Consider the following 21,117-nt stretch of genomic DNA (forward strand, 5'->3'; position numbering starts at 1 on the left):
TTTAACCTAAGTTTAGAAAAGCAATGTAACCAATTCAAGTTAATAAAAGCTAATATCAAAGCTTTAAGGCTTTGATATTCTGTTGATTATGTCATTAAATGTTTTGCTTGGTCTCATGATAGATATAGCCTTATCATCATCAAGTTTATAATATCCACCTAAGTCCACTTTTACGCCTTGTGCACTGTTAAATTCATTGCGTATTGTTTCTTGATTTGATTCCATAGACTCATATATTGGTTTAAAGAATGCTGCAATACTATAATCCTCACTTTGCTTAGATAGAGCTTTTGCAAAATATAGGCTTAAATAGAAATGACTTGTTCTATTGTCATCTTCTCCAACATTACGAGATGGTGCTTTATTATTATCTAACCATTCTCCAACGGCAATGTCAAGAGCATTTGCAAGAACCTTTGCTTTTGTGCTTTTATTTTTTAAAGCATAAAACTCTAAGCTTGCTTGTAATGCCAAAAACTCACCTAAACTATCCCAACGTAAATGATTTTCATTTACTAGTTGTTCTACCTGCTTTGGCGCGCTACCTCCAGCACCTGTTTCAAACATAGCTCCACCATTAAGCATAGGAACTACTGAAAGCATTTTAGCACTTGTTCCAAGCTCTAAAATTGGGAATAAGTCTGTTAGATAATCACGTAATACATTACCTGTAATAGATATAACATTTTTTCCGCTACGAATAATTCGTAATGACTCTAAACAAGCTTCTTTTGGTGCTAATATCTCAACGTCTTTGTGTTTACATATTTCTTGCAATCTAGCTTTGACTAAATCAATCATTATTGCATTACTAGCCCGTTTAGAATCAAGCCAAAATATAGCTTTATCCCCAGTAACATTCATTCGCTCAATGCCTAAGTCAATCCAATTTTGAACAGCATCAAATTTTGCTTGATTTGCGCGATAAATATCGCCTTGTTTTACATCATGCGATAGTAGAGCATTTCCATTTGAATCCTCTATAATAAATTTTCCATCTTTTGGTGCTACAAATGTTTTATCATGAGAGCCGTATTCTTGTGCCTTTTTTGCCATAAGTCCAACATTTGATACGCTGCCTAGTGAAGCTGGTTGAAGTTCTCCATTTTTATGCAAATCTTCTAATACAGCCTCATATATTGTTGCATAGGTCTTATCGGGTATTACAGCATTAGCATCGTATTCGTTTCCATCGCTATCCCAAAGCTTAGCACCATTTTTAAGCATAGCAGGCATGGACGCGTCTACAATGACATCACTTGGAACATGCAAATTTGTAATGCCTTTACTTGAATTCACCATAGAAATCTTTGCGCTTTTCTTTAATATCTCATCATATTTAGCTAATATCTCTGTTTTTTTAGGAGAGGATTCTATCTTATTTAGAATCTCATTTACTCCATTATTAACATTAACCCCAAGTCTAGACAACTCATCTCCAAACAGCTCAAATATATCTTTGAAATAAGCTTTAACTGCGTATCCAAACAATATAGGATCGCTTACTTTCATCATAGTAGCCTTGAGATGTAAAGAAAATAAAATACCATCACGCTTGCATTTTTCAATCTGCTCTTCATAAAATTTACTAAGCTTTTTTGTATCCATAAATGTAGCATCTAGGATTTCATTTTTATCTATCTTTATGCCTTCTTTAAGAATCTTTCTCTCTCCATCGCTGGATTGAAAAACAATCTTGGCAGTAGTGGGAGATTCTACCAATATGGCTTTTTCGTTATCAAAAAAATCCCCGCTTTGCATATAGCTAACACAACTTTTAGAATTCTTACTAAACCTAGCTACCTTGTAGGGATTTTTTTGCGCATAAGATTTTACAGCTTTGGTTGATCGTCTATCAGAGTTTCCTTGTCTTAGAACGGGATTAACTGCAGAGCCTAGCACCTTTTGATATTTTGCATTACTTTCTTTTTGTGAGTCATTTTGCGGGTCATCAAAGAAATTTGGAATATTATAGCCCTTATTTTGAAGCTCTTTGATAGCTGCTTTAAGCTGCGGTATGGAGGCGGAAATGTTTGGAGTTTTTATTAGGTTTGCTTCTGGCGTTTTAACTAATTCTCCTAATATGCTAAGAGAATCTTCAACTCTTTGATCTGGGTTTAAGGATTCTGAAAATTGTGCTAATATCCTTGCAGATAATGAAATATCTGAAGTAACAATTTCTATATTGGCATTTTGTAAAAAAGCTCTAGCAATTGGCAAAAATGAATAAGTAGCTAGGGCAGGAGACTCATCTGTTAGCGTATATGTAATTTTCATGTTTATGTCCTTATTTTTAATTATCTATAAAATCAATTAATATTATATCAGAAATAGTTTTGTTTAGTTGCTATTTAAAATTAGCCTTTCTATAGATTGTATTTATTCAAACTTGTATATTTAGATGTGATTATATAAATTTATCATTTGAATAATTAATGTGAAATCTAAAAATAAAGCTATATGTACAGTCATTTAAGTATTTATGATAAGCCTTTAAAGTTTATAATTTGATTTATATCACTAATTGGAATCTTAATTGCTTTGTCTTAAGTCAAATTGCATTGTATGGGTGTGTTTATGATACGTTTGTTTATTTTGTTCTGCATAAGTTTTGTAAGCTTGAATGCTGATAGCTTTTTAAATGAAAAGAATCATTCATATCAAAAGAGTAAGAATAGAGGATCTCTAATTTTCATGACATCAAATGTCATTCCACTTGATAGCTCCTTTGTGAAAAATACACCTTATGGTCTTGTTATTGAGATTCCACAATCAGCCCTAAATCCAGATAGATCAAGTGCAATTATGTCAAGGGGTATGTATAATGGTGAAAATTATACTATTTTTCGCTCCAATAATCACACGATTACCTCATATCGTTATTCTCGCAATAACTCCAATTTATATGATAGAATAGCTCCTAATGTGTATAAAGTAACACATATTGGAGGCGCATTTTACAAAATAGATCCAATGCCTAAAAATCTATCTTTATGTTCTCTTGTCATATCGCGTTCATTTGAAGCACAAAGGAATTTCAATCCAGAAATTCTAGTTGATTTGAATGAGATTCCAAATGATGGTATAGCTAGTATCCTTCTTGAGTGTCCAAAGCCAAATGAGCGACTTAATATAGAAGGATATGGTGAGTATTAGAATACAAGGTAATATTTTATGGAGTTTGTTGGTATATTTATAGTTGGATTTATAGGAGCAATTACTCCAGGTCCAGATATATTGCTTGTAATGCATAATACCTTAAAGTTTGGTATATATAGTGCCATAAGGGTGTTGCTTGGTATTGCTACTGGTTGGCTATTATTCCTTAGTATTATTTATTTTGGCTTTATTCATTTAATTAGTGCTAGCTTAATACAGATTTTATTAAGCTTTTGCGGCGGCATGTATTTGTTATATTTATCTTATTTGCTGCTAAAACCATCAAATCATGATGAGCTAGGTAATGCTAATAGTAATGATGTTGACAAAGCTCAAAATAGCCCCATTATTATTCAAGAAATAGGACAGAATGATAAAGATTCTCAAAGCCCAGATACATATCTAAAAGGATTGATAATAAACCTATCTAATCCAAAAGCAATACTATTTTTCTCAACTATAATCATTCCATTCATAGGTAAGAATCTAGAACTTAGCCTAGTTGTGCTATATGCTAGCTTGGTTTGTGGATTCTTAAGTGTGATTTTTGTTATAGGTGTGTTTAGGAAGAGAATTGATTCAAACATATTTTCTATCATTGATAGGATTTGTGGGATATTATTTGTATTTTTTGGTTTTTCTCTTTTTTACAATGCTTTTGCTATGATATAGGATTTTTATGGTTTTGGATTCAATTAAACTTAGTATTCCTAATGCGCTCATTGGAATTTTGCAAGTTTTGCGACTTCATGGATTTGAGGGTTGTATTGTGGGTGGATATGTGCGTGATAGCATTTGTAGAATCTTACATCATAAAAATATGCCAAATCAAGACTTTTCAAGCAAAAATTTTATAAATCATAATTTGCTACACGAAACCAGTAAGAGAACTATCTTAAACACCTTACAAGATACTAAGCTAAAATTCACTCCTAAGGATTGGGACATTGCTACAAACGCTAAACCTAGTGAAGTATTAGAAATATTTGGATTCTATAACGCTTATTTTAAAATTATTAAACTAGGAATAAAATATGGCACACTTGGAATACGTCCTCTCTTTACTAATGATGTTGGTTTGATAGAGATAACTACCTATCGCATAGAGGGCAAATATAGCGATAGTCGCAGACCAGATAATGTAATATTTACTACTAGCTTGCAAAAGGATTTGGCACGTAGGGACTTTAGTATGAACGCCATTGCCTTTATACTTCAAGATGATGATTCTAAAGAGCCGCAAGAATATTTTACACAAGATCATTGTGATATAAATATGCGTATTTGTGATTATTTCAGTGGGGTAGAATCTATAAAGCAAAAAGAAATTATATGTGTTGGAGATGCCAACATGCGTTTTAGCGAAGATGCTCTTAGGATTATGCGTGCATTGAGATTTGGAGCAGTATTGCAACCAAGGTTTGATATTTCCAAAGATACAAAACTTGCTATTATCGCATGTAAACGGAATCTAGCCCATATTTCTAAGGAAAGAATCTTACACGAATATAACATTATGCTACTTGGAAGTCATGTAACATCGATTGCCATAGATTATAGGCAGGTTTTAGAGATAATCTATCCTGAATTATCTTTGATGAGCAAACAGCAATATTATATAAATATGCTAGCCCTAAGTCATGCGCCTAATATATTGAATGTTCGTTTGGCAATATTTTTTTACTCCATAGATTCTAAGCATATACTAGCTGCACTAAAAAGGATGCGTTATGATTCCAAGACTTTGCGAGATATATCTAAGATTTTAGCTTTACAAAATAGGTCATTTCCTAGTAGTAGATTTGAGATTAAAGAAAGTTTAGGTTTTGCTGGTGAGATAATATTTAAGCATTATTTGCAAATGCTTAAGGCGCAGGCTTTGGCTTTAGAAGAGTTGCAAAATACTAGCCTTGATATTGAAATAGAAGATTTTGAATTGCATAAATACAAAGGCATGGATATAAGCAAATATGCTATCAATATTTTAGAGCAAGACTCTAAAAGCAAAGAATCTAGTTTTAAAGATAAACCTAAATTTAGTAAAGCCTATAGCATAGCTGATATAGAATATATAGAAATTCAGAGCTATGATATCATTAAAAGTAGCGAGTGTTTTTTGCTTTTACATTTGCCAATTGATGGCAATGATATAATGTATTTATTAGATAAACAAGGCATTAATGATAAGAAAATGATAGGTAAACTCTTGAATGAACTTTTATATTATGCTATGAAGCAAAATATGGTGAGCAAGCAAGCTAAATGTAAGATATATAGCAAAACAGAATATTCATCAATGAGAGATATGCTATTAGATAAGGCTAGGGAAATGATTATATCTATTGGGAATTAAGAAATGATTTTGTATCTGTTTATAAAACATGCAAGGTTGTGATGTATTTTAACTTGTAGATTTAATAGCTTCAATTATAAATGTTCACCATTAAAGTTTAATTGGTTGTTGGCAATACATTATTTATTGCAAAATATCTTTATTATGCAAGGGATTCTTCGCTTTGCCCAACTCTTTGCCACAGAGAACACAGTAAGACTCTTGTGTATTCTACTCTAAAAACTCTAGCTTTTAAGCTTATATATAGAACTCCAAATATCTTAATAAGAAGGATTTATGGCTGAACAAAATAATCATTCTCAAAATAATCATTCTAGTGAAGGAAAGCCAACAGATTGGAGTAAAATATTTAAGGATGCTATAGGTATTTTTGATGCTTTAAAGAGCAAGAAGCAAAACTCAATGTCTTAATAGCTGGTAAGACAGGGGTGGGCAAAAGCACGCTGATTAATGCCATTTTTGGCAAAGAAGTTGCACAAACGGGGCATGGTGCGTCTATTACCCAAAAAATTTAAGAATACAAATCTGATAATCTTCGCATTTTTGACACCAAAGGCTTGGAGCTAAAGACTATAAGCAAAATCTACAAAAGATTGAAAATTTTTTAAAAGAGCAGCAAGTAAAAGAGATTGATGAGCAGATTCATATCGCTTGGCTTTGCATTGCAGAGCCTTTAAGACGCGTGCAAGATGATAAAAAGGAGCTTTATAATATTTTAAACAAATATACACAGGGGCATACCATTGTAGTCATCACTAAAGCAACACAAGATAAAAATCCAAAAAGGAGAAAAGTTTTCTGATGTTGTGAAGAAGCTATTAAACATAAAATTAAGAAAGCTATTTTCAAAGAGTGCATGCATTATCTGTAGAATTAAAATTTGATGGCATTAAAATCCCTGTAATAGTCATTAAAAATTTGGTAAAAAGACTTATACATTACTCCCAGAAGCTCAAAAGCAAGTTTATGATGAAAAACTCCGAAGAGAGGCTATGAAGCAATCAGCCCCATCAGTTATAACAAAATATGCCACAGGTGCTGCAGGAGTGCTCTACCCCCCCCATTCCTTTTGCTGATATTGCTCTTTTATTGCCTGCACAAATGGCAATGATTGCTCATATTAGCTATATTTATGGGCTAGAAATGAATGAGGAAAATATCAAAAAGATTACTCTTGCACTAGCTGGTGTTGCAGTGCTTGGATTTGGAGTAAGAATATCATTTGGCACATTCTTAAAATTTGTTCCAGTTTTCGGCACTTTTTTAGGCTGAGCTTTAAATGCTGGTGTAGCGGGGGTAACAACATATACAATGGGGAATGCTTATATTGCTTATTTAGATGATAATTTTGAACATCTCAAAGAATCATTACTGACCTTGATTCTAATGTTCTTGCTCCATATTTCAAAGACTTTGATTTTAAAGAGCTGTTGAAGAAGTTTTAACTTTTGCTTTGTTGAGCTAAACAAGCTTGTGGCATTCTATAGGGATTATCTTTAAGCCAAGAATTGCCACGAATTTTATGCATGCTTACAATGACGAACAATAATAAGGGAATCCATATATTTATGTTAAAAAGTGGAGTTTAAAATTGTTAAATTATTGTTGTATTGCTGATGCTTTCTCTAATCCAATATTAATCCTTCTTATTTCCTCGCTTTTATCATTATCTGCAAATATCGTAATTGGTGTATGATGTCCAAGTATATCTTTTATTGCTTTGATTACTTCTATTAGATTCCTAGAATCTATTGCCATTATTGTAGGAATGTTTGTAGCTTTATTTTATATTGTCCATTTAAGAGGACAAATCGGGCAAATATTATAGGTTTGTAAGTAAATTAACATTATCACACCTTATTGCTCAAGAATTAGAGAATTTACTTTTTTATATCCTATTTTTGTATGAGTTTTGAAAAGATTCTTCCATTCTCTTATAGAATGGAAGAACAGGTAGACTTATTATGGCATACCAAGCTATTCAAAACGATCTTATCCCTCCACTTATTATAAATGAACAGCGGAAAAAATATTTAGAGCTTTTATAACAATGTCATATGCAAAATAGTGTTGATATATTTACATTAAATATATAATATACATGTATTATATTTTGTATTAATGTTATTTTTATGTATTTAAATTCATGAAATAACAATTTCTTTAGTGAGGGGTGGGTGGGATAATTTTCTATTTGATTATAGAGTTGCTATATTTATATTTTATGATTCAAATGGATAAAAATTAAATACATATACATTAAAATAAAGGAATATTATATGAAAATAATAAAATATTTGGTAGTTAGTGGATTAATAAGTGTTACTCTAAGTAATGTTGCGCTTGCTGAAGAAAAAAGTGGAGTATTTGCAGGCGGGCATGTTGGTATAGTTGCACTTGGATGGTCAATTTATAATAATGGCACAAAGAATAAAGATCTATCTCAACATGTTGCCACATTTAATGCAGGTCTTCAGGCTGGTTATCAGAAGTTCTTTTCGCCAATGCTAGGAGTAAGGGGTTATTTAAGCTACGATCTTAGTGTTAATGCAAAGTTTAGCAAAGTTAATAATAGGTTTGGATTCCATAATTTCGCTTTAAATGCTGATGCATTAGTAAATTTTATCAATAGCGATTCATGGACACTTGGCGCGTTTATTGGATTTGGTTTAGCATATGGTATTACGGTAGACTCTGGAAATAAATTTAAAAATGAGAAATATAATGGATTTAATATTCCAATTAACTTAGGTGTAGCTACTACATTTGGATCTCACAAGGTAGAAATAGGAGGTAAGATTCAGACATTAGCAGCGAAATTTACAAGAGGAAACACAAAGTTAGCTACAAATCCTCATACAATATATGTGGGATATTCATATATATTCTAATATCTAAGTTTATTTGCTAGCACCATATTACAAGAGTTCTGAAATCTAAACTTATGATATTATCTATAGCTTAACATTTATATTATATTTTTGTTATTTTATGCCTTGCTTTAGGAGCGATGGCATGGAATCTTTTAAAAAGCTCATTAATCTAAGCTTATAATATTACTTCAATATACTTAAAAACAAAACTATCATAAATGATAATGTTAATTTGTCGTTCTAAACGAAATATTTTGTCATTCTTAGCTAAAGTTATGTAAAAATCTCTATGCTCGCATATAGCGTAAGCACTTTTCCTTGACTTCATATATGACAAAATAGATTTTTCGTTACGCTCAAAATAACAAAATTATTAAAGATGTTTATACCTGCGAGAATTTAGTCGCTCAGGATCCAGCATCGCTACGCCAGCACATTGCTGTTTCATATCGTTTTATAGAATCTAAGATACTACACTATATTGCTATAATTAATTTATGTAAAGCCTTTAATTCTCTTGTTGCTTTTATTTTGTTTGAAAGTTATATAAAACATATATTTAATATTGACTTTTAGTTTTAGTTTGTTCATTGTTTTAAAGAAGTGATATTTATGAATGTTCTACTTTAAGTAGATCCTCATTCTACCATTGTTTAATACATATCCCTTGCGATTTCTTAACTTCGTGATTGTGTAAATTCCATCTAGGTTGCGCATAAAATTATTTTGAAATTCAGTTACTTCTTTTGGATAACAGAGTTTCCTAGTGCTAGCCCCTCCAGAGATCACTATGCGCATGGAGTCTTGCCAAAAAAACTTTGCTGTGTAATTATTGCATCCTATTTTGCCATACAATACATCTTGTGTTTTGTCAAGGCTAAATGTAGATTTAAAGTTAATCTTGGCTAACTCATCAATTGATGTTTGCTCGAATTCTTCGCTATTATCGTCTTGATTCCTTAGTTTTAGTTGCTCAAAAGCTAGATTAACATCATTGTTAGCAGCGTTCCTGTTTTGCTTAGCCCTCTCGTATGGATTAAGAAAAAAATTATTATCCAAAGTTATATTTTGTTTATTTTTATTATCTCCTATATTAATCTTGCTTTTAGCTTGGTTTGCTAATTCTTGCGGGCTAAGCAATACTCGGTTATCAATCTCTAGCTTAACAATATCGTAGCTACTTTTATCAAATATGTTCTTTGTTGCGAAGAAAAAGCAGCCTCCGCTTACCATAGCCACTATAATCAATGATGTTATATGTAATATTTTGTTTTTCAACGCCTAACCTTTAATACATCTAATAATTCATAAGTGTAATGCAATTTAATTTTATCATTTAAGTTTTTATGTGGCTATGGATATAAAGCCCATTTTTTTACCTACACCAAAATCTCCATTTTGCTCCTTTTTTATTTCTTCATAGAAGTCATTATATGAAAAAATAGAATCTTTCCTCACAGCTACCTTATAGCATGTATTTTCTACTATAATTTTTATTTGTCCTCCGCTTAAATCAAATTCAGAAAGTTTTTGGCATATTTCTTTACGTTCTTGAGAGAATTGCGCATTCTTAGGCAAATGAAGCTCCCATATCATTGTTCTTTGTGTTTTATTTGGTCTTTGAAAGCGAATCTTGTAATGAAATCTCCTAGAAAATGCAGAATCTAGGCTATCAACAAAATTTGTAGTAGCAATTAGAATGCCTCTAAATTTTTCTATCTGTTCCAAGAATATATTTTGCATTTGATGATACATTCTACCAGCCCCATTGCCAATTTCCCCTCTTGATGAAAGTAGCTGATCTGCCTCATCAAGTAGCAATATTGGTTTGTCTTTGATCCTGTCTGTAATTTGCCTATATTCATCAAATATCTTGCGGACGTTTTTTTCGCTTTCTCCTACATACATAGATAAAATCTTAGAGCAATCAAGGCTTAAAATTTTTTGGTTTAGATCTTTTGCTAGTGCATATGCGCTACTAGTTTTACCTGTGCCACTGTCACCATATAATAATATTTTAGAATCTATTATGTCATGTTCTTTTATGCCCCATAGTTTTAGTTTTTTATGCACGTTTTGGTTTAGATGTTGTAATAAAATCTTAAATCTTTGCTTTAGATTCTCATCTAGTATTATGAAGTCTAATCCTTTCTTGGGCTCTATATAGTCAAATATTTCGCTTTTGTCTACTTCATCTTGTAGATTGATTTTGTGGTTATTTTTCTCAAATATTAGTGCATTAAGGATACTGTGTGGTATAAATGCTTCTTGCTCCATAAAGCTAAATTCTCCAAATGATTCCGAGAAGGCAACAAAACCTTGCTTTACTAGCTTAGATCTATGTGATAGGAGTTGTTGAATAGTGATTTTTTCTTCTTCTGAATTTCCTAGTAGGATAATTTCTTTTATTGCTAGTCCATATAGACCATTATATTGTGCTTGGGCTAATAATAAGAATATAAGCTTTTCATATTTATTGAAATGATATTTTTCAAAACATCTCAATATTTTTAGCTTTTTGGTATTTTTTGTTAGATTATTATTAATTATGCTTTCAAGCTTTATAATATAGCTATTGCATGCCCTTAGTAAAGAATCATTGGTGCTTAAGGCTGGCATATTATTGCATTGCAATATACACTCAAGTTTATTCCATTCATCTTGAAGATATTCAAGGGCATTTCTATAGTTTTTTGCCTTAATATGACTTCGTAAAATCTGCCCATTTTCAAGTAAGCATAAAAATGTCGAACTAAGTGAAATATTGGCATTACGAAGCTCTAATGTGCTATCAACATCAGCACCACTAATCCAGCCCAATTCACCCAAATGTTTAATTTCTTTAAGATATGGCAAAATCTCAAATTCCCTAGCAGAGTAGAGATTTTCTAAAAATGCTGAGACCTCTATGTAATTTTCTCCTTTGAAAAAACAATAAACCATCTCTCTAAGCAATACTGCCTCATGTTTGGAGCAATTTAGGAGAGGAAATAAATTAGTATTTTCTATGTCTTCGTTAGTAAAGAAATCAATGAGAAATTCCACCTAGGTCCCCTAATAAAGTAACAATAGTTAATTATATCGTTTTTATCTTATGATTTTACTTAATATGTATTTTAATTACGATATAGCTTTATTTGTGTTTATGGCGTTTTGTGGTAGAATTTAAAATTATCGTCTTTCTTTCAAATTTTAACATAAAGGGGGGATTTTATGCAACAGGCAAAAAAAATTACAATCAATGACATCAAAGAAAAAAAAGCAAAATCAGAAAAAATTGTCTCAATTACAGCCTATGATGCTCTTATGTCATCTATATTTGATGGAGAGGTTGATATTATTTTAGTCGGCGATAGCCTAAAAATGAGTTTTGGCGGTGATAATGAAACGCTTGGTGCTACAATGGAAGAAATGCTATACCATACAAAGGCTGTTTGCAATGGTGTGAATATATCTTTTGTTATTGCTGATATGCCTTTTGGCAGTTATGCAACTAAGGAAATAGCTTTGAAAAACGCTTTGCGATTTTATAAAGAGACTAGGGCAGATGCGATTAAAGTTGAAGTGGGTTTAGACAAGATTGAAATTGTCAAAGCATTATGTAATGAGGGGATAGCAGTAATGGCGCATATTGGTCTTATGCCACAGTATGCGCGCTTTGAGGGTGGATTCAAGATAAAGGGTAAAGATGCTACTCAAGCGGAGATTTTAATAGAAACTGCAAAGCAATTACAAGTAGCTGGTGCATTTGGAATCTTATGCGAGGGAATCAAAACAGACATAGCAAAGCGCATCACAGAATCTATTGATATTCCTACTATTGGTATAGGTGCTGGAAAGTATTGCGATGGGCAGATTCTAGTATGGAGTGATGCTTTTGGGTTTTTTGATAGATTTAAGCCTAAGTTTGTAAAGAGATATTGTAATGGTAAGGAGATGTTGCAATATGCTATTAGGGAATATGCAGATGATATAAGATTAGGTAGATTTCCTAGCGAAAAAGAAAGCTATTGATTGTTTGGTTTAAGATATAGTATTTTATTGTTTTAGATTTAAGCATAGTGTTGTGTATTTCGTAATTTAAAGTCAATTTTATTATTGTAGAATAGTAATTATAGAGTCTAAAATTATGTAAATTAAGATATTTTATTCGCAAATATCCAACATGAATATATGTTCTTGTTTGGTAAGTAAGCAATTTAAATTAAAATATTGTAAATATGACATGCAAGCTTTTTTCAATTCGTAAAAGATTATTTTGATTATTTGGGAAAAAACTCCAGCGATATGTGATATTCATATTAAATGGTAGGAATTTTATAAATCCTATTCCAATTTCCATATAATTTCCTCTTATGCTACTAGACATAGAATCTTTATATGCAAATACCAATCCAGCTCCAATTATTCCAGATATTGGTTGTGGGATATTCCTAAAAGCATTGCTAGTGCTGTATGGAAAATGAAATTGTAGCTCTGCTCCTACATTATGCTTTTGCAATGAATCTTGTATGAAATCATATTTGATTCTAAAGCCCATATCAAAGACATGATCAATCCTTTTAAATAAACCATAGAAGCTAGATAAGTAATTCCATCCAATGCTAGCACCAATACTATATCCTGTATGACCATTATTAGATAAATTACTATGGCTTCCTATATGAAGTGATACAACTTGTAGCGGACCACCACCTAACATACGCCAATCGTAATTGCCGCCATAATTCTTGGCTACAGTAAATACTGAATTTGCAATGCATAAACAAAGTATTATTATTCTTAACATCTTTACCTTATAATATTAAGCTTTTAAAATAATTATTATATTAACAAAAAACTATTTAAGGATCATTTATGTATAAAGATTCAGAATTTCACGAGGTTGCTAGTTTCTTAGAACAAAACAATATTCAGATATTAAGCACTTCTTTTAATAATAACCCAATATCAAGACCAGTTGGTAGCGTAATTATTGTAGATAATAAAATTTGGTATTGCGTAGGCAATGATAAGCTGATGTTCTCTCAATTGCAAGATAATCCACGAATTTGCATTTGCGTTTGTGCAAATGACTTTAGTTGGATAAGAATAATGGCAGATGCAGTATTTAATAATGATATAGCAGTCAAAAAGATATTCATTAGCAAAGGAAATACAAGATTTAGTGATCCAGATGATGATATGATGAGTATATTTTATTTGTCTAATGTTTATGCTGAAATCCATAGGCAAGGTAATAGAAAAATATTTCGCTTTTAAATAAGAAACATTCTCACTATAGAATAAAATATTTTACGTATATTGTTATGTAAATCTTAAATTAAGGAGTAGATAATGGGTGGGCAAAAATTAAGCGTTAATTTAATCTTGATTTTGAGTTTTGGAATCTTATTGTTTTTTTTGTGTATTGTTGTTGCTCTAAGTTTATATCGTGCAAGCAATGTTGCAAATATCCTATATCAAATTAATGATGTAAATTTAGTTAAACAACGATATGCAATTAACTGGAGAGGAAGCGTGCATGATAGATCTATTGATGTTAGAGATGTAGCATTGGCTAAAGAATTATCACAGGTTAATCAACTTGAGGGTGATATTAAAAGGCTCAAGGATATATACATGGAAGCCGAAGGTAAAATGAACTCTAATTTTAAAAGTGCAAATCTCCTAACAAGCCAAGAATCCGCAATCATAAAAGAAATACAGCAGATTAAGGAACAAGCAAACCCACTCATAGAGGAGCTAATTAGAAATAAGAAAGCTGGTGCTAGTGAAGATGATGTCAATAATTTAGTAAGAAAGCTAGCTCCATTGTTTACAGCATGGTTATCTAAGATAAACGTGCTTATAGATTTAGAAGAATCTTTAAGCGACACACTAACAGATAACTTGAGAGAGTCTGTTGAATCGTTTAGCTTTTTATTATTGTTTTTATTATTTGCTAGCTTAGTAATTGGTATTTCAGTCATTTTTATAGTAATTAGTAAATTTTCAAAATTACTTGGTGGTGAACCGCATATAACTTCTCAAATTGTATCGGAGATAGCTAGTGGCAATCTAAGTCATAAAATTAACTATAAACATAAAACAAGCATGTTAGCCTCTGTTGCTGATATGCAAAATAAGCTGCATGATATGATTAGATCTATTATGAATTTATCAAATGACATTACAGAATCTACTGATAAGGTTTTATCAAATTCAAATCAAGCTCAAAGTGCTAGTAATGAGCAAAATAAACTAACTCAATCTATCGCAAATAGAGTTTATGCTATTAATGAGTCTATTAAGCAAATATCATTATCAGCACAGTTAAGTGAGGAAAATGCCACAAAAAGTGTTGATTTATCTATGCAGGGCACTGAAGCTATACAGGCCACAGAAAGGGAAATTATTAAGGTTACAGATTTAATTAATACTTCATCACATAATATAAAAGCATTACAACAGCAATCCATTGCTATAAGTAATAGTGCCAATCTTATTGCAGAGATTACAGATCAAACCAATCTACTAGCACTAAATGCCGCAATAGAAGCAGCAAGAGCGGGTGAGCATGGTAGGGGCTTTGCAGTTGTTGCAGATGAAGTTAGAAAGCTTGCTGAAAGGACGGCTCATAGCACAAATGAGATATTCCAGATTATTAGGCTTATACAATCAGGCATTACGGAATCTGTGGATTCTATTGAAATTATCATTCCACAGATAGAAAAAGGGCAGAAATTTATTGCAGATTCTGTAAGTATTTTAAATGAAATACAATCCCAAGCCCGAGATTCTCTAACAAAGGCTCAAGAGGTAAACACTTCCTCCAAACATCAAGAAGATGCGATGCAAGAGATTACAACAAGTTTGCAAAATATTTCAGATTTGTCGGAGCATACATCGCAGGCTTTAAATAGCACAACTCAAACTATAGAATCTCTTAGTTCAATTTCTAGAACTTTAAAACAACATACTAAGCATTTTAAACTATAAACTTTGCTTTAGCATTTTGTAATATGTTTTTATCAACTCCCAAGCAATGAAGCTCTTAACTTCAAAAGGTGGTAGATAAATTGCTTGCTCCGCTATTTAGGCACTATAAACATAGCTAAACTAAATTCAATATATTTAATTACACATTTAGTTATACTTTCTGTAATTTCGCTATGAAAGCAGTATGATATAAAGCAGCAAATACAAATAACTAAGGGCTTTATATGTAATCTATCATCAACGCTTCATCTGTAATCAAGCTTATATTTGCCTTAATCCCCAACAAAATCAATAGTAAAAGAAACAAAGATTTAAAAAAGATTCTATAAATATGCAATCGAGTAAAGTAGCATCAAAGCAAAGTTCTAATTGGTAATCAAGGCTATCAAATGCTAGATTTATGATAATGCGAATACATTAAAAATGCATTATCACAGAGAGTTATTACTAAGCTACAAACTCAATCAAATAACCATTTCCAAATATCGCAACAAATACTTTGCACAATTTAAGTATTATCTATGATGATAAAATATTAAGGTGTTTAAACTAAATGATATTAAATCTTATAAATTTTTAAGTCATTACCTCTTTGTTATATTTGGGGATAAACCCCGAAACATTAGACATGACAAGAAGAGTTGGAATCACAATGATAATCACCCTTGTCATATTGAGCTTGTGAAACAAGCGAAATATCTCTTTTGTTTGGATTTTGAGATTCTATATTTTAGATTCTTTGGCTAATGAGAACAGGAGATTCTTCAGTCACTTTGCTCATTTAGAATGACAAGTGTGGGCAAAGCTTAGACATGACGATCTGCTTTTGTCATGTTGAGGAATAAACTTCGAAACATCTCTTTAGATTCTTTTCTTGTAGTATGGACAATAGCATTAAAACTATAAAAGTTTATACATACAATCAAAAATAATTTACAACTATATAAAATACTCTATTGCAAATCATTCAATCCCAACAGCTAAAGATAACTAGGTTCTGCTTGTTGGGGTTTAGAGTATTTAAGGAGTATTTATAAAAACCTCTAAGCAATTGAAGCTCTTAAAGTTTTAAAGGTGAGAGATAAATTGCTTTGGCGTTATTTATACGGTTTATGTTCTTTATAATTATCTGCGTATTCTCTTGGGCAAAATTGAAGTCTAATATTTGTTAGAATGCTTTTTGTCTTTTCCTTAATATGGGCTATCTGTCTACCTTGTTAGGGGGCAATAAAACTCTTTTACTTGTTTTTAGCGGAGCATAGAGTCTTTACTTTTTGGTTATTTTGTTTGCTGAATTTTCCAGCTTAGCGTAGAAGCTACTTTCGGTCTCTTTGATTAGTATTAGGATACTTAGATTCTAAATTTTGGATTCTAAACATTAGATTCCAAACAAAAGCCTTTAGAGTTAGCCAAAGAATAACTAAGGATATATAAGAACGGCTAAAAATATTTAACTTTAGTTTGTTATCCCCACAGCTTTTAAATAGTGGCGATTTACTATTCATATTTTCTTTCATCATGCTCTGTGTTTGTATTTATGGTTATATTTAGCCTTATCTTCATTTCATAGCTTTTAAGTTTTATGTGAAGATTTATATTCTTATATTTATACTTAGCATGATAAAGTATATAAGATTTTTAATATGAAAATTAGCGCAACATAGCAAAAGAAAATCTATTTGAAAGGTAGGTATAAGTTTGCTTAGTGAAGCAGTATTTAATTAATTTAGCAAAACCAAATGATTGGCTAAATAAGGCTAAATTAATATTTAGTAATGATTTAAAATATAGCGACACTTAATTATCCAAAATTAGCGTCTAATTTCTTCTTGCCTAGTAGATGAAAATGTAAATGTGGGACTTCTTGTCCACTATCTGGACCTATATTTGTAACTAATCTATATCCGCTTTCTTTAACGCCAGTAACATCCGCAACTTTTAGGATAAATTCACTCATTTTTCCCATAAGCTCCGAATCAATGCCATTAAAATCCTTTATCCACTTCTTAGGAATGATTAGCACATGTACTGGTGCTTTTGGTGCTATATCATGAAAAGCTAAGAAATCAGAATCTTCTAAAACAACCTTAGATGGAATTTCTTTATCTACTATTTTTTCAAAAATTGTCTTTTCCCTCATAATCAACTCCTCCATAATCAATTCCTCGCAATTATAAATCTATTATCAAGGTTTGTCATTTTATCCAAAAATGTGAGTTTTTAGATAAAATTAGCTCTTTTACAAAAAGGACATCCATGCAACAACAAACATTGCAACAACTAATAGCGTTAATAGATGACAAGCTTTATAGTCTGCAATCAATACAAGATTCAGAATCATTAGAGGCTTTTCGGGTTTCAATTATGGGTAAGAATGGGCTAATTACACAGGCTTTTAGTGAATTATCTAGCGTTGAGTCAGCTAGAAAGAAAGAATTAGCAACTAAAATCAATCAAGCTAAAAAGAGATTTGATGAGCAATTTTTAGCTAAAAAACAAGAAATATTCCAATACGAATTAGAAATTCAACTAAAACAAGAAAAAATTGATTCTAGTCTTTTTTATGCTAGAGGATTCCAAAGCCATGGACATCCCATAGCGCAAATGAGAGACATGATTATTGACTATTTTATAGGGCTTAATTTCTCTTTGCAAGATGGTCCATTTATCGAAGATGATTTTCATAATTTTGAGGCGTTAAATATTCCTAAGTTTCACCCCGCTAGGAATATGCAAGATACATTTTACTTTAAAGATTCCATGTTGCTTAGGACACATACCTCTCCTACACAAATTCGCACTATGCAGACTAGCAAACTTCCAATTAGAATGATTTGTGCTGGTCCTACCTTTAGACGCGATTATGATGTAACACATTCTCCTATGTTTCATCAATGCGAGGGCTTAGTGGTAGAATCAGGCGATCATATAAGCTTTGCTCACCTTAAATATATCTTGGAGGATTTCGTCAAGCATATATTTGGAGAAGAAGTAAATGTACGTTTTCGCTCCTCTTTCTTTCCTTTCACAGAGCCTAGCGCAGAAGTAGATGTGTCATGTATGTTTTGTGATGGAAAGGGCTGTAAGGTATGCTCGCATACGGGATATTTGGAGGTTCTAGGTTGCGGTGTTGTAGATAGCAATGTTTTTAAGGCTGTCAAGCTTGATGGCGTTAGTGGATATGCTTTTGGAATGGGTATTGAAAGATTGGCTATGCTTAAATGGGGTATCAATGATTTACGTAGTTTTTATGAAACAGATTTAAGAATCTTGGAGCAGTTTTAATGATAATTACAAATGAAGTTCTTTCGCAGTTTATTCAAATAGATGAGATTGATAAGGAAATCTTAGCTAAGACATTAAATAACATTGGACTAGAAGTAGAAGGGCAATATCATATTAAGATTCCAAAAAAAGTAGTAGTAGCAAAAGTATTAAAAAAATCTCAACATCCCAATGCTGATAAACTAAGTATATGCGAGGTAGATATAGGCAAGGAGGTGTTACAAATTGTATGCGGAGCAAGAAATGTAAATGCTAATCAATTTGTAGCTTTAGCTTTAGATGGGGCTATTTTGCCTTCTGTTAAATCTGATTCTAAAGATGATGTAGTTATTAGCAATAGTGAGATTCGAGGCGTAAAAAGTTGCGGTATGATTTGCTCTAGCACAGAAATAGGATTACCAAAGATTAATGATGGCATCATGGAGTTAGATTCAAGCATTGGTGAGTTGATACTAGGAAAGGAATTATGCGAATATCCTTTTTTTAATCAATTTGTAATGGAATTATCTATTACTCCAAATAGGGGAGATTGCTTAAGCGTTTTAGGAGTAGCAAGAGATATAGCAAGTGTTTTTAATTTAATAGTAAAAAATATTATTCCAAGAGAGCCTAGCACAGCACTTGGGGTTGGTAGATTTTTGCAAGTAGTGCCAAATGGGGATTTGCGATCATCTCTTATGTATCGAATAGTTCAGATTAAGGAATCTTATACGCCGCTATTTATTTCTTTGACATTAGCTATTGTTGGTAGATATAAAGATGATTTTGTAGCTGATATGCTTGAGTATGCTAGCTATATGAGTGGTGTTATATTTAATGCGTATCCTATGGATTCTAAACATATATCTCACAATGCTACAGAAGCAAAGCTTATAATAAAGAAAAATGAAGATGATTTAGAGAGTGTGTATTCTGAGATAAAGAAAGATACTAATTTGTGTGATTTGCATTTATTAAACATTATAGGTGCAACTTCATATAGCCAAGAAACACATGATTATCCACGCACATTTATACTTGAAGCTAGCTTTATTGATGCGGAGGAAATAGCTAGCAAAGTTTATGATAAAGATAAAAGTGGGTTTGATGATAATGTATTGCATCGCTCTACTCATGGTAGCAATCCAGATTTGGAGTTAGGTATGAATGTGCTTTGTTCAACCTTAAATTTGCTAGATGTTGCATTGTATTCAGGCACACATGAGATAAGTCGTGGCGCAGAGCCTATTAATATTCAAGTAACTTTTAGCTATATATGTGATTGTATTGGTAATGAAATCTCTAAAGAGGAGATAGCTTTTATATTAAAACGACTTAATTTTAAGATACAAGCCACTTGCGATGATAATTTTTTTATCGTTCAGCCACCAAGTTTTAGAAATGATATAAAGAATTCGCAAGATGTTGTAGAGGAAGTGTTAAGGCTTTATGGTATTGATAAGGTTGTGCCAAAGAATTTAATTATCTCTCCTATTAAACAGGATAATAGTGCCTATGTAGAGTATCTACATATTAGAGATTTACGCAAGAAGGCTTTATCGCATGGTTATATGGAGTGCATTCATTATATATTTGATAACCTTACAAAGCTTAAGGAATTAGGATTTGAGACTTTAAATCCAAGTAAGGATCTATTAAATCCAATCACAATCGAGTTAAATACATTACGTCCGTCATTATTGCCGCATTTATTAGAATCAGTTATCAAGAATAAACAACTAGGCTATGAGGTTGTGAAGCTTTTTGAGATAGGATATGTTTATGATTCTAATCGAGAGCCATTATTGCGACTAGCATTTATGATAAGTGATTATGAAATTTCACCAAGTTATCCAAATCCTAAGGGTATAAATCTTAGCTTTTATTCTTTTGCTAGGCAAATTAGTAGTATTATTGGAAATTTTTCATGCACCAATGTATCGCCATTATTTATTACCAATAAGCTTATTCACCCCTATCAAAGCGGCAATATTGTAAAAGATGACATATCGCTAGGTATAATCTCTAAGTTAAATCCAAATATCGCTAAACAATATAAGCTTGATTGCGTGTTCTTTTGTGAGATTGATGTAAAAGCTTTGTTTGCTAAGATTAATCATCATAATAAAGCGCGTGAATTCTCCAGATTTCAAGTAAATAAGAGAGATATAACAATTGTGATTGATAAGTCTATAAGCTTTAATGCCATTCGCAAGGAGATAGATAACGTAATATCACAACATAACATTACCATTATAAAAGCCTTGTATCCTCTAGATGTATTTGAGCACTTAGGCTTTGATAGTCATTTGCACGCACTAAGTATTCGCTTTATATTCCAATCTATGTTAGAAACACTAAATGAATCTCAAATGCAAGATGTGCTAGATAAAATACTAGATGCTCTTAAAAATAAATTTCGCGCAGAACTTAGATTGTAGGAATATAGACTTGATTTTTAGTTTGTTGTTTTTGTTTAAATGGTAA

Annotated in this window: 19 protein-coding genes; 12 read left to right on the forward strand and 7 right to left on the reverse strand. The window is 31.7% G+C overall.

The window, feature by feature from the left end; genetic code table 11:
* Positions 1-63: 63 nt before the first annotated feature.
* Positions 64-2,277 (reverse strand): NADP-dependent isocitrate dehydrogenase, encoded by a 2,214-nt coding sequence (locus tag LS73_RS02190; protein WP_034557910.1) that lies wholly within the window; start codon positions 2,275-2,277, stop codon positions 64-66.
* A 300-nt stretch (positions 2,278-2,577) separates the two neighbouring features.
* On the opposite strand from LS73_RS02190, the gene LS73_RS02195 reads away from it, so the two are divergent.
* From LS73_RS02195 to LS73_RS02215, 6 genes are all read left to right on the forward strand, one after another.
* Positions 2,578-3,156, forward strand: a complete 579-nt coding sequence (locus LS73_RS02195; RefSeq protein WP_034557911.1) for a hypothetical protein — start codon at positions 2,578-2,580, stop codon at positions 3,154-3,156.
* A gap of 18 nt (positions 3,157-3,174) precedes the next feature.
* Positions 3,175-3,831, forward strand: a complete 657-nt coding sequence (locus tag LS73_RS02200) for a LysE family translocator (RefSeq protein WP_034557912.1) — start codon at positions 3,175-3,177, stop codon at positions 3,829-3,831.
* 7 nt (positions 3,832-3,838) lie between these two features.
* Positions 3,839-5,512 carry a tRNA nucleotidyltransferase/poly(A) polymerase family protein gene (locus tag LS73_RS02205; RefSeq protein WP_034557914.1) on the forward strand — a complete coding sequence of 558 codons (1,674 nt, stop codon included), beginning with the start codon at positions 3,839-3,841 and terminating at the stop codon, positions 5,510-5,512.
* Between the two features lie 276 nt (positions 5,513-5,788).
* Positions 5,789-5,923: a hypothetical protein gene (locus LS73_RS10420; RefSeq protein ID WP_267891664.1), complete on the forward strand. Its 135-nt coding sequence runs from the start codon at positions 5,789-5,791 to the stop codon at positions 5,921-5,923.
* A gap of 17 nt (positions 5,924-5,940) precedes the next feature.
* Positions 5,941-6,027 (forward strand): hypothetical protein, encoded by an 87-nt coding sequence (locus LS73_RS10585; protein WP_407918753.1) that lies wholly within the window; start codon positions 5,941-5,943, stop codon positions 6,025-6,027.
* Positions 6,028-6,538: 511 nt separating this feature from the next.
* Entirely contained in the window at positions 6,539-6,784 is a 246-nt protein-coding gene (locus LS73_RS02215; RefSeq protein WP_034557915.1) for a DUF697 domain-containing protein, read from the forward strand.
* Between the two features lie 327 nt (positions 6,785-7,111).
* Here LS73_RS02215 and LS73_RS09810 read toward each other — a convergent pair whose 3' ends face one another.
* Positions 7,112-7,270 carry a hypothetical protein gene (locus LS73_RS09810; RefSeq protein ID WP_158654945.1) on the reverse strand — a complete coding sequence of 53 codons (159 nt, stop codon included), beginning with the start codon at positions 7,268-7,270 and terminating at the stop codon, positions 7,112-7,114.
* Between the two features lie 521 nt (positions 7,271-7,791).
* Here LS73_RS09810 and LS73_RS02225 point away from each other — a divergent pair.
* The gene (locus LS73_RS02225; RefSeq protein WP_081955557.1) at positions 7,792-8,403 is read left to right on the forward strand and encodes an outer membrane beta-barrel protein; all 612 of its coding nucleotides are present in this window, start codon (positions 7,792-7,794) and stop codon (positions 8,401-8,403) included.
* A 603-nt stretch (positions 8,404-9,006) separates the two neighbouring features.
* Here LS73_RS02225 and LS73_RS02230 read toward each other — a convergent pair.
* Entirely contained in the window at positions 9,007-9,663 is a 657-nt protein-coding gene (locus LS73_RS02230) for an META domain-containing protein (RefSeq protein ID WP_034557916.1), read from the reverse strand.
* A gap of 66 nt (positions 9,664-9,729) precedes the next feature.
* The gene (locus LS73_RS02235) at positions 9,730-11,430 is read right to left on the reverse strand and encodes an ATP-binding protein (protein WP_104692132.1); all 1,701 of its coding nucleotides are present in this window, start codon (positions 11,428-11,430) and stop codon (positions 9,730-9,732) included.
* Between the two features lie 168 nt (positions 11,431-11,598).
* Between LS73_RS02235 and panB the strand changes: the two genes are divergently transcribed.
* Entirely contained in the window at positions 11,599-12,399 is an 801-nt protein-coding gene (gene panB, locus LS73_RS02240) for a 3-methyl-2-oxobutanoate hydroxymethyltransferase (RefSeq protein ID WP_034557917.1), read from the forward strand.
* Between the two features lie 190 nt (positions 12,400-12,589).
* Here the strand turns inward: panB and LS73_RS02245 are convergent, their stop codons facing one another.
* Positions 12,590-13,174: a hypothetical protein gene (locus LS73_RS02245; RefSeq protein ID WP_034557918.1), complete on the reverse strand. Its 585-nt coding sequence runs from the start codon at positions 13,172-13,174 to the stop codon at positions 12,590-12,592.
* Between the two features lie 68 nt (positions 13,175-13,242).
* On the opposite strand from LS73_RS02245, the gene LS73_RS02250 reads away from it, so the two are divergent.
* Both LS73_RS02250 and LS73_RS02255 read left to right on the forward strand, forming a co-directional pair.
* Positions 13,243-13,647 carry a pyridoxamine 5'-phosphate oxidase family protein gene (locus LS73_RS02250; RefSeq protein ID WP_034557920.1) on the forward strand — a complete coding sequence of 135 codons (405 nt, stop codon included), beginning with the start codon at positions 13,243-13,245 and terminating at the stop codon, positions 13,645-13,647.
* Positions 13,648-13,722: 75 nt separating this feature from the next.
* Positions 13,723-15,366 carry a methyl-accepting chemotaxis protein gene (locus LS73_RS02255; protein WP_034557921.1) on the forward strand — a complete coding sequence of 548 codons (1,644 nt, stop codon included), beginning with the start codon at positions 13,723-13,725 and terminating at the stop codon, positions 15,364-15,366.
* 1,316 nt (positions 15,367-16,682) lie between these two features.
* Here the strand turns inward: LS73_RS02255 and LS73_RS02260 are convergent.
* Positions 16,683-16,871, reverse strand: coding sequence for a hypothetical protein (locus tag LS73_RS02260; RefSeq protein ID WP_147277591.1), 189 nt, complete (start codon positions 16,869-16,871; stop codon positions 16,683-16,685).
* A 296-nt stretch (positions 16,872-17,167) separates the two neighbouring features.
* The gene (locus LS73_RS02265) at positions 17,168-17,506 is read right to left on the reverse strand and encodes a histidine triad nucleotide-binding protein (RefSeq protein WP_034557924.1); all 339 of its coding nucleotides are present in this window, start codon (positions 17,504-17,506) and stop codon (positions 17,168-17,170) included.
* A 116-nt stretch (positions 17,507-17,622) separates the two neighbouring features.
* Here LS73_RS02265 and pheS point away from each other — a divergent pair, with 116 nt between their 5' ends.
* A complete protein-coding gene (gene pheS / locus LS73_RS02270) occupies positions 17,623-18,651 on the forward strand; it encodes a phenylalanine--tRNA ligase subunit alpha (protein WP_081955558.1) in 1,029 nt (342 codons plus the stop codon).
* Positions 18,651-21,071, forward strand: a complete 2,421-nt coding sequence (gene pheT, locus LS73_RS02275; protein WP_034557925.1) for a phenylalanine--tRNA ligase subunit beta — start codon at positions 18,651-18,653, stop codon at positions 21,069-21,071. The genes pheS and pheT overlap by 1 nt, the downstream gene beginning before the upstream one ends.
* Positions 21,072-21,117 lie beyond the last annotated feature (46 nt).

This window comes from Helicobacter muridarum (assembly GCF_000765805.2).
Lineage (GTDB): Bacteria > Campylobacterota > Campylobacteria > Campylobacterales > Helicobacteraceae > Helicobacter_A > Helicobacter_A muridarum.